Source organism: Stenotrophomonas sp. Steno-Z2, from assembly GCF_056393235.1.
Genome location: NZ_JBWJOY010000002.1, coordinates 190,962 through 203,923 on the forward strand (window position 1 = coordinate 190,962; position 12,962 = coordinate 203,923).

The 12,962-nt window shown below is 68.9% G+C and carries 11 protein-coding genes; 3 read left to right on the top strand and 8 right to left on the bottom strand.

The genetic code is table 11. The annotated features are described in order from the left end of the window. Positions 1-14: 14 nt before the first annotated feature. The 5 genes from AC06FP_RS05910 to AC06FP_RS05930 all read right to left on the bottom strand — a co-directional run bounded on the left by AC06FP_RS05910 (position 15) and on the right by AC06FP_RS05930 (position 6,521). Complete coding sequence (locus AC06FP_RS05910) at positions 15-1,622, bottom strand: glucoamylase family protein (protein ID WP_478075293.1); 1,608 nt, start codon at positions 1,620-1,622, stop codon at positions 15-17. A 101-nt stretch (positions 1,623-1,723) separates the two neighbouring features. Continuing rightward, positions 1,724-4,687 carry a TonB-dependent receptor gene (locus tag AC06FP_RS05915; protein ID WP_478074878.1) on the bottom strand — a complete coding sequence of 988 codons (2,964 nt, stop codon included), beginning with the start codon at positions 4,685-4,687 and terminating at the stop codon, positions 1,724-1,726. Positions 4,688-4,771: 84 nt separating this feature from the next. Beyond that, complete coding sequence (locus AC06FP_RS05920; RefSeq protein WP_456119166.1) at positions 4,772-5,794, bottom strand: LacI family DNA-binding transcriptional regulator; 1,023 nt, start codon at positions 5,792-5,794, stop codon at positions 4,772-4,774. Positions 5,795-5,952: 158 nt separating this feature from the next. Beyond that, positions 5,953-6,225 (bottom strand): BolA family protein, encoded by a 273-nt coding sequence (locus AC06FP_RS05925; protein WP_456119165.1) that lies wholly within the window; start codon positions 6,223-6,225, stop codon positions 5,953-5,955. Then, a complete protein-coding gene (locus AC06FP_RS05930; RefSeq protein WP_456119164.1) occupies positions 6,222-6,521 on the bottom strand; it encodes a YciI family protein in 300 nt (99 codons plus the stop codon). Before AC06FP_RS05930 ends, AC06FP_RS05925 begins: the two co-directional genes overlap by 4 nt. Before the next feature lie 348 nt (positions 6,522-6,869). On the opposite strand from AC06FP_RS05930, the gene AC06FP_RS05935 reads away from it, so the two are divergent. From AC06FP_RS05935 to AC06FP_RS05945, 3 genes are read left to right on the top strand one after another with little or no spacing between them, the layout of a single operon-like run. Next, positions 6,870-7,772 (top strand): segregation and condensation protein A, encoded by a 903-nt coding sequence (locus AC06FP_RS05935; RefSeq protein ID WP_456119163.1) that lies wholly within the window; start codon positions 6,870-6,872, stop codon positions 7,770-7,772. A 16-nt stretch (positions 7,773-7,788) separates the two neighbouring features. Continuing rightward, on the top strand, positions 7,789-8,634 hold the full coding sequence (gene scpB / locus AC06FP_RS05940) for an SMC-Scp complex subunit ScpB (protein WP_478074879.1): 846 nt from the start codon (positions 7,789-7,791) through the stop codon (positions 8,632-8,634). After that, a complete protein-coding gene (locus AC06FP_RS05945) occupies positions 8,631-10,223 on the top strand; it encodes a pseudouridine synthase (protein ID WP_478074880.1) in 1,593 nt (530 codons plus the stop codon). The genes scpB and AC06FP_RS05945 overlap by 4 nt, the downstream gene beginning before the upstream one ends. 74 nt (positions 10,224-10,297) lie before the next feature. Here AC06FP_RS05945 and AC06FP_RS05950 read toward each other — a convergent pair whose 3' ends face one another. The 3 genes from AC06FP_RS05950 to AC06FP_RS05960 form a co-directional block, all read right to left on the bottom strand. Beyond that, complete coding sequence (locus AC06FP_RS05950) at positions 10,298-10,729, bottom strand: hypothetical protein (protein WP_478074881.1); 432 nt, start codon at positions 10,727-10,729, stop codon at positions 10,298-10,300. A 107-nt stretch (positions 10,730-10,836) separates the two neighbouring features. Further along, positions 10,837-11,634: an amidohydrolase gene (locus tag AC06FP_RS05955; RefSeq protein WP_478074882.1), complete on the bottom strand. Its 798-nt coding sequence runs from the start codon at positions 11,632-11,634 to the stop codon at positions 10,837-10,839. Positions 11,635-11,744: 110 nt separating this feature from the next. Next, positions 11,745-12,893: a pyridoxal phosphate-dependent aminotransferase gene (locus tag AC06FP_RS05960; RefSeq protein ID WP_456119158.1), complete on the bottom strand. Its 1,149-nt coding sequence runs from the start codon at positions 12,891-12,893 to the stop codon at positions 11,745-11,747. Between the last annotated feature and the right edge of the window lie 69 nt (positions 12,894-12,962).

Sequence of the window (12,962 nt, forward strand, 5' to 3'; positions counted from 1 at the left end):
TCACCGGCCCGGGCCTACTGCGGCCGCGGCGCGGGCTTGTCCGCGGCCTTCTGCTCCTGCGCGGCGGCGGCGCGCGACTCGGCGATGCCCACCGCGCGCGCGGCCGCGGCCTTGTCGTCCTTCTGCAGCGGCTGCCACTCCTCGCCTTCGGGCGACAGCCAGCCGCCGGCGAAGCCGGCGCGCTCCAGACCCTTGCGGATGTAGGGATTCTTCTTCATCACGTTCCAGACGAACTCGTCGCGGTAGTTGGCGATGCCGGCCAGTATCGGCCCCTGGTCGATGGCGATGTAGTCGCTGGCCACCCAGCCGCGGTCCGGGATCAGGCGCCCGGTCTTGAGCGGGATGTCGTAGTTGAAGCTGGGGTTGAACGAGTCCAGGAAGCCGTAGCTCGAATACAGGTAATCACCATAGCGCCGGTGCATTTCCTGGGTGGCGGGGATCACCACCTCCGGCGCGAACGGCAGCGAGGAAATCGCCGCCGACGGCACGATGGTGCCGTCGTCGAAGTTCTCGCGCAGGCCGGCGCCGCGCGCGGAGTAGTGGCGGAACTGGCGCTGCTCGCCCCTGTATTCCTGGGTGGTGTTCTGCGGGCCGTCGCCGGCGGTGAGGCCCCAGACGTTCTCGCCATAGTCCTTCCACTGCATCGGGTTGGCGATGGCGTATTCGCGCTGGGCCAGCGTGGCGCGGCGGCTGTTGAGGAAGTAATCGATGCCGCGCTCGCGCATGTAGGCATCCTGGATGTCGCGGAAATCGATCCAGACATGGCTGTACTGGTGGCCGAACAGCGGCCCGAACGACAGGTATTCCTGCCCCTGGAACACCCCCCAGTCGTTGTCGTAGGTGCGCGTCCACACCGTCCACGCATCGGGCTGGACCGGATGCGTCGGCGAGCCCAGCGCGAGCACGTAGAGCATCATCGCTTCGTTGTAGCCCATCCAGTCGTGCTGGATGAAACCGCTCTCCGGGAACCAGCCCATCGACACCAGCGGCTTGTTGCGCTGCAGCCACTGCCAGTCCACGCGCCGGTAGAGCGTGTCGGCGATCTGCCGGATCTCCTTCTCGCGCGCATCGTCGCCGTCGTAATAGGACTGCGCGAACAGCACGCCCATCAGCAGCAGCGCGGTATCCACGCTGGACAGCTCCACCCAGCTGTCGTAGCGGCGGCCGTCCTGCATGTCGAGGAAGTGGTAGTAGAAGCCCTTGTAGCCGGCCTTGCCGGTGCGCTGCGGGCCGGTGGGCACGTCGCGCAGGAAGCGCAGCGTGGTGAGGGTACGGTCCACCGCCTGGGTGCGGCTGACCCAGCCGTTCTCGATGCCGATCGGGTAAGCGGTCAGGGCGAAGCCGACCGAGGCGATGCTGGCGAACGGCCGCGAGGGATAGCGGTCCGGCGTCAGCCCGTTCTGCTCGTTGGTGGTATCCCAGAAGAACTGGAAGGTGCGCCGCTCGATGTCGTCGAACAGCGGCGGCAGTTCGGGCTTCATCGGCCGCGGTGGCAGGTCCGGTTCGATCAGGATCACCTGTGGCAGCACTTTGGGTGTCGGCTCGGGGGCCTTGCCGCACCCGCCCAGCAGGCCCAGCGCGAGGCCGGCGGCGGTGCACAGCAACAGCTTGGTGGTACGCAGGATGCTCAAGACGCTTTCCGTTGGATGCAACCGTGGCAGGAAGGGAACGCCTGCGGACAGGCCGCCCGGCCGCCGTCGCCGGCGACCGGGCACGGGGGCTCTTACCAGTCCAGGCCGAAGGACAGCTTGAAGGTGCGGGTCGCGTACTGGTCCCAGCTGTTGATCACGCCGGTATTCCAGTTGATGCCATAGCCGCCCCAGTTGGTCCAGTTGAACACGTTGATCACGTCGGCGCGGACCTTCAGCTTCAGGTCGGTACCGGTGTCCCAGGTCTTGGTCAGCGACATGTCGAACTGTTTGAAGCCATAGGTGCCGTCCGGCTCCCAGCTGCGTGGATGCTCGTAACCGCTGGTGCCGTCGACATCCCAGCGCTTGATCTTGCTGGCCAAGGTCAGCTTGCCGGCCACGCTCATGCCCCAGGGCAGGTCGGTGAAGCCGCTGACCACCAGGCGATGGCGCGGCGTCCACGCACCGTCGTACCAGCCGCCACCCGGGAAGTACCAGCCATACACCGGGTCCTTCTCATGGATGTTCTGCTTGGCGTCGGTGAAGGTATAGGCGACGTTGAGGTTCCATGGGCTTTCAGCCGTATAAGGCTTGTCGGCACCGAGCAGCAACGCGTTGCTCCTGGACTCGAAGCCATTGGTCGCCAGGATCAGTCCGCCCAGTCCCGGCAGTCCGCCTCCGCTCCACGGGCTGCCGGAATCGTTGTAGTAGCTGCCGTCGCCACGGCGGTTGCCGCGCATGATCAGCAGGCCATCCTTGTAGCGGATGTGCTGCAGGGTGGCCGACGTGTTCCAGTCGTGGCCCATCACCTCGAAGGTATTGCGGATGCCGAGGCTGATCTGGTCCGAATACGGCGTCTTCAGATCGTTGTCGAACATCCACACCTCGCGGCCGGCCTGGGTCGAACTGGCCAGCGACATCAGGTAGTCGCGGTCCAGCAGCTGCGTGCTCCAGTCCAGGCAGTTGGCCGCGGCCGGATCGCAGGCATGGCCCGGCGAGTTGATCATGAACTCGCGGGTCGGGAACGTCGCCTTGGTCAGTTCCAGCTGCAGGTAGTCGAACAGGTTGCGGTCGTAGGAACGGCCGATGCCGCCGAACAGCACGTGGCGTTCGTCGCCGCTGAGGTCATAGGAGAAACCGATGCGCGGCTGGATGGCGCTCTTGAACGCCTTGCGGTTGTGGCCGGTGCTGATGAAGCGGTTGATGTCGATGCCGCCCAGCGCCAGCGTCTGCGCATAGGTCTGGCCCGGCGCGGCGCCGGCCTGCGGGTCCTGGCTGTTGAGCGAGGCCAGCACGTCCGCGCCGGTCACGTAATCCAGGTAGGAAGGCGTCTTCTCGTAATCCCAGCGCAGGCCCAGGTTCAGGATCAGGCGCTCGGTGACGTCCCAGTCGTCCTGGATGTAGAGGCCGAACTGCTTGTTCTTCGACGTGACCGATCCACCGCCGGTCCCTGCTGCCGGACTGCCGAAGCGTACGAAGTACGGCACCATCCCGCCCTGGTTGATGTCGTAGTAGAACTGCGGGTTGTAGGGCTGCTGCTCGGTGGTCTGCAGGTCCACCTGCTTGTACTTGACGCCGAACTTGACGGCGTGGCCCTCCCAGCCGAAGAACGTGGTGTCGTTCTGGAACGACCAGCCCTTCTGGCCCTTGTCCTGCAGGCCGCCGTTGCCGGCGCCGATGCGGAAGATCTGCCTGCCGTCGTTGGAGGAGCCGTCGGTCAGCACCATGCCGTTGCCGTAGTTGGCCGGCGCCATGCTCCAGAACGCCTTTTCGTAGGTCAGGTGCGCGTCGTTGAGCCAGTTGGTGTTGGAGAACTGCCAGTGCAGGTCGTAGCGGTCCTCGTTGACGCCGGTGTCGGTGCCGTAGCTGCGCGCGCTCTGCCCGCCGACGTTGCTGATGTCGCTTTCCTCGCGGCGCTTGTAGGTCAGGTCGACCAGGTTCTCGTCGTTGATCGACCAGTCTAGCTTGCCGAAGTACAGGTCTTCCTTGAACGGGGTGCTGGCCGCGCCCAGCTGGTCGCGCCATGGCTGCGGCAGGTCCGCGGCGGTGCGGCCCTCGCCCGGCGACAGGTCCTGCGGCGCGTTGTATTCCTTGGCCTCGTAGGTGACGAAGAAATGCGCCTTGTCCTTGACGATCGGGCCACCGAACGCGGCGCCGTACTGCTTCTCGCCCGAACGGGTCTTGCCGGCGCCGTTCTTCTCGCTTTCGCGCGGCTCGCGCCAGTTCTGGTTGGTGTAGTCCCAGAAGAACGAACCGGAGAAGTCATTGGTGCCCGACTTGGTCGCCGCGGTCACCGCCGCCGAACTGATCTGGTCGTACTCGGCCTTGTAGTTGGAGGTGATGACCTTGTACTCGCCGATGGCCAGCTGCGGGAACGGATTGCCGCGGCTGGAGTCCTGGCCGGTCAACCCGCCCTGGGTGACATAGTTCTTCTGGCCGATGCCGTCGATGTAGACGTTGACATTGTTGGCGCTCTGCACGCCGCCGCGCAGCTTGGTGGCGCCGTTGGCCGGGTTCTGCTCGAAGCTCATGCCCGGCACGGTGTCGGCGAAGGCCAGGAAGTTGCGCGTGGTCTGCGGCAGCGCCTCGATCTGTTTGGGCGTGATGTAGGTGGCGATCTCCGAGGTCGTGGTCTCGATCGGCGCCTGCGCGGTCACCTGCACCGCATCCAGCGTCGTCGCCGCGCCGCTCGCGGTTTCGGCCACGCCGCCCACGCCCAGGTTCACGGTGGCGGTCTGCCCGACCTGCACGGTGATGTTCTGGCTGCTGGTCTTGCCGCCGGCATTGACGTCCACACGGTAGGTGCCCGGCGGCAGGCCGGCCAGCGAATAGCTGCCGCTGGCGGTGCTCTGCACGCTGCGGGTCAGGCCGGTGGCCAGGTTGGTCGCGGTCACCTGCGCCTGCCCGGCCGGCGCCGAATCGGCCATGACCTGGCCACGGATGGTGGCGCCGGTGCTCTGCGCGAACGCCGGGGCGGCGCCGAGCACGAGGCAGCTGGCCAGCGCGCAGCTGAGCAGCCTGCGGGCCGGGTGCGTCTTGCGGGTAGCGGGATGGTTCATGTTGCTCTCCGGGTGCGGCAGCGCGGCTGCCATTCGGTTCGTTGCGGTGCATTGCCGCCGGGGTTCCGGCGTGCACGCAACGGATCAGGAAGGTTCTCGTCGGGAGGTCGAATCGCGCACGATCAGGGTAGGTACCAGGGTCGTTCCGCCGCCGTCTTCCGGGGCGCCATCGCGGTCGATCAGGTGCAGCAGATGCGACGTCGCCCGCCCGCCGAGGTCGGCGATGCTGACCTGCATCGTGGTCAACGACGGGTGAACGAAACGTGCCAGCGGGATATCGTCGAAGCCGGCCAGCGCCACCTGCTGCGGCACGCGCACGCCGGCCTGGCTGAAGGCATACAGGCAGCCCAGCGCCATCATGTCGTTGGCCGCGAACACCGCGTCGGGCAGGCGCGCCTCGCGCAGCAGCGCCTGCCCGGCCGCGTAGCCGGAGGCCTCGTCGAAACCGCCGGACAGGACGATGGCCTCGGCCGCCGCGCCGGAGGCGGCCATCGCCGCCTCGAACCCGCGCTGGCGCTCGCGGGCGTCGTGGTTTCCGCCCGGGCCGGCGATGAAGGCGATGCGACGGTGCCCGGCCTCCAGCAGGTGCCGGGTCATGGCCATGGCCCCGGCATGGTCGTCGATGCCGAAGGCCGGGTACTGGCCGTCCGCCAGCGGCGTATTGATCAGCACGGTGGGCAGCGCCGGCGGCAGGTTGTCCATCAGGAAGCCGGGGTCTGCCGTATAGGGCGACATGACCAGCAGGCCGTCCACGCGGCCACGCATCGCCTGCAGGGCCACGCCCTGCTGTTCCTGGTCACCGTGGTAGCTGGACACCAGCAGGTGCCAGCGGTGCGTGCGCGCCACGCCGTCGATGCCGCGCATCAGCTCGGAAAAGAACTCGCCGTGCAGGTCGGGCAGCACCAGGCCGATGGTCTGGGTGCTGCGGCTGCTCAGGCTGCGTGCGGCAGCGTGCGGCGCGTAGCGGAGCCGGCGGGCCACCTCGAACACCTGCCGGCGCACCGGCTCGGCGACGTTCTCGTGGCCGTTGAGGGCACGCGACACGGTGGCGACGGAGACCTTCGCCTCACGGGCAACATCCTTGATGGTGATTGCCGGTTTCGCCACCGCTGTGCCCTCCGCAGGCTGGTGTCGCGGCGACTGTAAGCGTTTCCACGCCAACTTGTAAACAATTTGTTACAGGCAATGTCCCGGGCAGGACAGCCCCTGTCCACCCGCTGGCGCGGCCCGCGCTGGGCCGCGCTGCACCGTCCCGGCCGGGCGGATCAGCCCCCCGCTTCGGCCGGGGTCCGCGCCTTGATCGACAACGCGTGGATATCGGTCTGCATCATGTCGCCAAGTGCGGCGTAAACCGCACGGTGGCGGGCCAGCGGCGCCATTCCGGCGAACGCCTCGCTGACGATGGACACATTGAAGTGCCCCCGCCCGTCGCGCGCGCCGGCATGGCCGGCATGGCGGTGGCTGTCGTCCTCCACGTCCAGCTGCAGCGGCGCGAACGCGGCCTCCAAGGCGGCGCGGATCCGCTCCGGCCGGCTCATGGCAGCACCTTGCGGAACGGGCGCACGTCCACGCGCTGGTAGACGCCGGCGGCCACGTAGGGATCCTCGCCGGCCCAGGCGCGGGCGGCCTCCAGGTCCTCGAAGCTGGCGATCACCACGCTGCCGCTGAAGCCGGCCGCGCCCGGGTCCTCGGCATCGATTGCCGGACAGGGGCCGGCCAGCAGCAGCCGCCCCTGCGCCTGCAGCGCCTGCAGCCGCGCCAGATGCGCCGCCCGCGCGGCCTGGCGCGCGGCCAGCACGCCCTGCCCGTCGTAGCCTTCGATCACGTACCACACGGCTCGCCGCTCCTTGTCCGCTGAATGATGGCCGGCAAGTCTAGCGCCTGGACGCTGGACACCGCCCGGCCCGGGCGATTACTCTTTACGCCATTGCACGCAGCCGGCCTGTAACGGCGCGGTGCGGCGGCAGGCCAGGCCACCGCCGTCCGACCGATCCGCGATTCCTTCCCGGACTGTGTAGACGACCTCCTCGTGATGACGTTGCCGCATGACAGCGCGGCATGTCGCGTTGTTGATGTGCACGCACGCCGGACAGGCGCGCATGGCTTGCAATCCAAGAAGGCAGGACCCTGTCCCGGGCGGGAACCCGGAACGTAAAGGCTCGCAACACCCGATGTCGCCCTGATGACTTCAGAACTCGCGCCCGCCGCGAACCCGCCAGCGCCGCCCACCGTTCCGCAGCAGCAGGAAATGCCGCTGGCGGTGGTGCATGGCCAGCCGGTACTGCAGATCCCGCAGGACCTGTACATCCCGCCGGACGCGCTGGAAGTCATCCTCGACGCCTTCGAGGGTCCGCTGGACCTGCTGCTGTACCTGATCCGCCGGCAGAACCTGGACATCCTGGACATCCCGGTCGCCGAGATCACCCGCCAGTACGTGGAATACATCAACGTCATGCAGGAGCTGCGCTTCGAGCTGGCGGCCGAGTACCTGGTGATGGCCGCGATGCTGGCCGAGATCAAGTCGCGCATGCTGCTGCCGCGCCCGCCCAGCGAGGAAGGCGAGGAAGCCGACCCGCGCGCCGAGCTGGTGCGCCGGCTGCAGGAGTACGAACGTTTCAAGCAGGCCGCCGAGGACATCGACGCCCTGCCCCGCCAGGACCGCGACACCACGCCGGCCCATGCCTTCGTGCCGGACCGGACCACGGTGAAGGTGCCGCCGCCGGTGGACCTGAAGGAAATGCTGCTGGCCCTGCACGACGTGCTCAAGCGCGCCGAGCTGTTCAGCGGCCACGCCATCAAGCGCGAGGCGCTGAGCGTGCGCCAGCGCATGGGCGACGTGCTGGAGCAGCTCGAAGACGGCAGGTTCTACCGCTTCGAGACGCTGTTCACCGCCGAGGAAGGCAAGCTCGGCGTGCTGGTCACCTTCCTGGCGCTGCTGGAGCTGGCCAAGGAACAACTGCTGGACATCGTCCAGGAAGCGCCGCTGGCGCCGATCTACGTCAAGTCGCTGGCCGCCGGCAATACCAACGCGCCGCTGCAGTTCTCCAGCGAATTCGACGACGCCGACACCACCGACCCCGCCTGAGCCCCATTCCCGACCCATGGATCAACCGCTGATCAACCGCATCGTCGAAGGCGCGCTGCTGGCCTCCAGCCAGCCGCTGACCCTGGCGCAGCTGCAGGAACTGTTCCCCGAGGAACAGCCGGCGCCGCCGGGCAGCGTCGAACGGGCGCTGGAACTGCTGCGCGAAGCCTGCCAGGGCCGTGGCGTGGAACTGGTCGAGGTCGCCTCCGGCTTCCGCTACCAGATCACCCGCGAGGTGCACGGCTGGGTCTCGCGGCTGTGGACCGAACGCAAGACCCGCTACACCCGCGCCACGCTGGAGACGCTGGCGCTGATCGCCTACCGCCAGCCCATCACCCGCGGCGAGATCGAGCAGGTGCGCGGCGTGGCAGTCAGCAGCAACATCATCCAGGCGCTGGAAGAGCGCGAGTGGATCCGCGTGGTCGGCCACCGCGACGTGCCCGGCAAGCCGGCGCTGTTCGGCACCACCCGCGCCTTCCTGGATTACTTCGGGCTCAAGCGGCTGGACGAACTGCCGCCGCTGTCCGAACTGCGCGACATCGGCGAGCTGGAGCCGCAGCTGCCGCTGGGCGACGACGGCCAGCTGGCCGCTCCGCTCGCCGCCGGCGCGGCGACGCCCGGCAACGAGGCGCCGGCCGACGATGTGGGCCAGGACAACGACACCGCGGCAACTCCGGATGACCGGGATGCCGCACCCGACACCGCCCCCACGGGCGAACCCGACGCCGCGCCGGGAGAGCGCGCGGCGGAAGTGGAAGACACCGGAAACAACGCCGTCGCGACGACGACCGTGGCTGTTGACGAAGCCGATCCCGAACCAGAGGCCGACGAAGAAAACGCCGGCCGGAGCCAAACAGAATGAGTGACACCCCCCGCAAGCCGTCGTTGAACAAGCTCTCGCTCAAGCGCGAGGCCGCTGTCGAACAACCGCGGCTGGAAGAACGCCTGCACAAGGTCCTGGCCCAGGCCGGCCTCGGCTCGCGCCGCGCGCTGGAACAGCGCATCGCCGACGGCCTGGTCAAGGTCAACGGCGAGACCGCGCAGACCGGCATGTCGGTCAAGAGCGGCGACAGGATCGACCTTGATGGCCGCAGCTTCGTCGCCAGCGCCCTGACCGACCCCTCGCGCGTGCTGGTCTACAACAAGCCCGAAGGCGAAGTGACCACGCGCGAGGACCCCGAAGGCCGCCCGACCGTGTTCGAGTCGCTGCCGCCGCTCAAGGGCGCGCGCTGGATCGCCATTGGCCGCCTGGACATCAACACCACCGGCCTGCTGCTGCTCACCACCGACGGCGAGCTGGCCAACGCCATGATGCATCCGTCCTTCGAGGTCGAGCGCGAGTACGTGGTGCGCGTGCGCGCCCCGGAAGGCCAGGAGAAGGTGCCGGACAACGTCGTCGACCGCCTCGCCCGCGGCGTGGCGCTGGAAGACGGCCCGGCGAAGTTCGACGAGATCGAACGCATCGGCGGCACCGACTCGCACGACTGGTTCCGCGTGGTGGTCAAGGAAGGCCGCAACCGCGAAGTGCGCCGCCTGTGGGAATCGCAGGGCTGCCAGGTCAGCCGCCTCAAGCGCACCCGCTACGGCAAGGTGGAGCTGCCGCGCGAACTGCTGCGCGGCCAGTCGGTGGAACTGCCCAACGCCCAGGTCGAGGCGCTGCGCGCCGAACTGAAGCTTGAGGAAGGCGCGCCGTCGGCGCTGACCCTGCAGCCGGTGATCGGCCAGCGCAAGGCGGCCAGGACCACCGTGCGCGTGCGCGAAGGCGGCCGTGGCAATGCCTACGTCAACGGCCACAACACCGCCGACGAAGGCCGCGAGCTGCGCCGCTTCGACACCCTGCGCGAGGACCGCGGCCGTGGCCGCGGCGGCAAGGGCGGCGGCTTCAAGGGCGGCCTGACCGTCAGCGGCGAAGCGGCGGCCAAGCAGTCGCAGAAGCCGTTCAAGCAGCGCAAGCCCAAGGGCGACCGCAGCCTGCCGGAAGGCAACCCCGCCGCATTCCGCACCTGGTACGTGCCCGAGGGCGTGAGCACCGGCCCCAGCGGCCACCGCAACGCCGGCCCGGGCGGCAACCGCGGCCCCGGCCGCGGCCCGGCCGGCGAAGGCCAGGCCCGTCCGTACGGCAAGCCGCGCCCGGGTGCCGGCGGCGGCGGCCGTGGCGGCCCCGGCCAGGGACGCCCGCAGGGCGGTGGCCAAGGTCGTGCGCAGGGTGGCGGCCAGGCTGCCGGTTCGGGCCAGCGCAAGCATCCCTACGGCCATCCGGGCAATGCCCCGAGCTTCCCTTCCGACCACGCCACCCCGGGCTTCAGCCCTTACGGCGCGCGTCCGGCCGCAGGCCGCCCCGGTGGCGGCAACCGCGGCCCGGGCGGCCCGCGTGGCGGCAACCGCCCCGGTGGCGGCGCCGGCCGTCCGCCGGGTGGCGGCAACCGCCGTGGCGGCCCGCGCGGCGGCTGATCGGCTTCCGTGAAAAACAACAAAGCCCCGCATTGCGGGGCTTTGTTGTTACCGCCTCCAGGATGAGGCCGGAATCAGCGCCGTTCGATCACGAACTTGCCGAAGCCCACGCCCAGGTCCCAACCGCGGCCGGTGCCGGCCAGGGCCAGCGAGATGTCGCCCTTGGTCACCACCTGCGCGTTGCTGGAACGGGAAGCGCCGGCATGCACCTCGGCGCCGCCGTAGGTGCCGATCAGGTCGTTGAGGCTGTAGGCGCCGGTGAACTTGCCGCGGCCGTCGCTGACCGTGGACCTGCCGACCGTCAGGCCGCCGCCCTTGGCGCTGATCTTCACCGGAATGCTGGCGCCGTTGTCGCAGGTGATGGTGCCGGTGCCGGTGGCGGTCTTGTAGAAGATCGACCAGCCGGACAGGTTGAAACGCAGTTCGCAGTCGATGTTGCCGGCCGCGTGCGCGGACGGCGCAAAGGCAACCGCCGCCAGCAGCAGGGCTCCCGCCAGGATCTTCATGGTTGGCTCTCCATAACAAGGGGACGGGCCGAGCCTAGCAGCGCGGCCGCTTCCCGCAGACAGGCGCCGCCCGGGTCATCCGGCCGGCGTTCAGCGTCGCCGCCGCCTCAGCCCAGGGTGAAGGCGTCGGCATCCAGCATGGCCGGGAAACGCGCGCGGTGGTCGGCCAGCGCCTGCGCCGAAACCACGGTGGTCACCACCTGCTCGCGCTCGCGGATTTCCACCTGCGGCTGGCCCAGGAAGTCGATCACCGCGCTGTCGCCGGCATAGTGCAGGCCGTTGCCGTCCACGCCGACGCGGTTGACCACGGCCACGTAGCACAGGTTCTCGATCGCCCGCGCGCGCGCCAGCGTGCGCCAGGCGTGGGCGCGCGCCGACGGCCAGTTGGCGACGAAGATCTGCAGGTCGAAATCCATCTGCCCCGCCCGCTCCACGTCGTAGCGGTTGCGGCAGAACACGGGGAAGCGCAGGTCGTAGCAGACCTGCGGATTGATCCGCCAGCCCTTCAGTTCCACGCACAGGCGCTCGCGGCCGGCGGCATAGCGCTTGTGCTCGCCGGCATAGCGGAACAGGTGGCGCTTGTCGTAATGCCACAGCTCGCCGTCGGGCGTGGCCCACAGCAGGCGGTTGAAGACCGCGTCGCCGACGCGCAGCTGCACGCTGCCGGTGACCGCCGCGCCCAGCGCGCGCGCCTGTCCGGCGATCCAGGCCACGGTCGGGCCGTCCATGTCCTCGGCCTTGTCGATGGCGTCGTTGGAGAAACCGCTGGTGAAGGTCTCCGGCAGGATCACCAGGTCGGTGGTGCCGGCCAGCGGCGCCAGCAGCGCGCCGTAGTGCTCGCGGTTGCCCGCCGGGTCGTGCCAGCGGGTGTCGCCTTGTACGAGGGAAATGCGGAGGTCTTGCATGATGTCTCCCGGATACATGTATTCCCGTAGGAGCGGCTTCAGCCGCGATGGGGGCCTTCGCCGGGAAAGCCCGTTCGCGGCTGAAGCCGCTCCTACGGGGTTCAGGGCACTCAGAGCTTCTGCAGGCGCTCGATCGCCGCGTCCAGCGTGGCGTCGTTCTTGGCGAAGCACAGCCGCACCAGGCGCTGTCCGGCCGGCGCGGTTTCATAGAACGGCGACAGCGGGATCGCGGTGACGCCCTTCTCGATGGTCAGCCACTTCACGAACTCATGGTCCGGCAGGTCGCTGACCGCCGAGTAGTCCACCAGCTGGAAGTAGCCGCCCGGCACCGGCAGCGGCTTCAGGCGCGTGCCCAGCAGCTGCTCGCGGAAACGGTCGCGCTTGGCCTGGTAGAACGCGCCCAGTTCCAGGTGGTGCTCCGGCTCGTCGCGGATCATCGCGGCGAAACCGTACTGGGCCGGACCGTAGGTGGTGAAGGTGTTGTACTGGTGCACCTTGCGGAACTCGGCGCTCAGCGCCGGCGGCGCGATGGCGTAGCCGATCTTCCAGCCGGTGCAGTGGTAGGTCTTGCCGAAACTGGAAATGACGAAGGCGCGCTCGCGCAGCTCCGGGTAGCGCAGCGCCGATTCGTGGCGGGCGCCGTCGTAGACGATGTGCTCGTACACCTCGTCGGAAATGAGGTAGATGCCGGTGCCGCGCAGCACGTCGGCCAGCGCCTGCATGTCCGCCGCCGAGAGCATCGCGCCGGACGGGTTGTGCGGGGTGTTGACCATCAGCATGCGCGTTTTCGGCGTGATCGCCGCGCGCACCCTGTCCCAGTCCACGGCGAAGGTCTGCGGGTCGAGCGCGACATGCACCGCGCGCGCGCCGGCCAGGTCGATGGCCGGCTCGTAGCAGTCGTAGGCCGGGTCGAGCACGATGACCTCGTCGCCGGCGCGCACCACCGCGTGGATGGCGTCGAAGATCGCCTCGGTACCGCCGGAGGTGACGGTGATTTCGCTGTCCGGGTCCACCTGCGCGCCGTAGCAGTCCAGCACCTTCTGCGCGATGGCCTGGCGCAGCGGCGCCACGCCGGTCATCGGCGCATATTGGTTCAGGCCTTCGCGCATGGCCCGGGCGGTCTCGTCGATCAGGCGCTGCGGCGCCGGGAAATCCGGGAAGCCCTGGCCCAGGTTGACCGCGCCGTGTTCGGCGGCCAGCTGCGACATCACGGTGAAGATGGTGGTGCCCACCTTGGGCAACTTGGTCTGCGGTTGCATCGATGCGTCGGCGTCGGGGGAGGGAAACGCCGAGTTTACGCAATGCCGGCGGCAAGGGCCGCCCTCGCC

Excerpts from the sequence above, each read along its gene's own strand:
- AC06FP_RS05915 (WP_478074878.1), bottom strand. The coding sequence starts at position 4,687 with ATGAACCATCCCGCTACCCGCAAGACGCACCCGGCCCGCAGGCTGCTC.
- AC06FP_RS05925 (WP_456119165.1), bottom strand. The coding sequence starts at position 6,225 with ATGAGCCGGCCGGAGCGGATCCGCGCCGCCTTGGAGGCCGCGTTCGCG.
- AC06FP_RS05935 (WP_456119163.1), top strand. The coding sequence starts at position 6,870 with ATGACTTCAGAACTCGCGCCCGCCGCGAACCCGCCAGCGCCGCCCACC.
- scpB (WP_478074879.1), top strand. The coding sequence starts at position 7,789 with ATGGATCAACCGCTGATCAACCGCATCGTCGAAGGCGCGCTGCTGGCC.
- AC06FP_RS05945 (WP_478074880.1), top strand. The coding sequence starts at position 8,631 with ATGAGTGACACCCCCCGCAAGCCGTCGTTGAACAAGCTCTCGCTCAAG.
- AC06FP_RS05950 (WP_478074881.1), bottom strand. The coding sequence starts at position 10,729 with ATGAAGATCCTGGCGGGAGCCCTGCTGCTGGCGGCGGTTGCCTTTGCG.
- AC06FP_RS05955 (WP_478074882.1), bottom strand. The coding sequence starts at position 11,634 with ATGCAAGACCTCCGCATTTCCCTCGTACAAGGCGACACCCGCTGGCAC.
- AC06FP_RS05960 (WP_456119158.1), bottom strand. The coding sequence starts at position 12,893 with ATGCAACCGCAGACCAAGTTGCCCAAGGTGGGCACCACCATCTTCACC.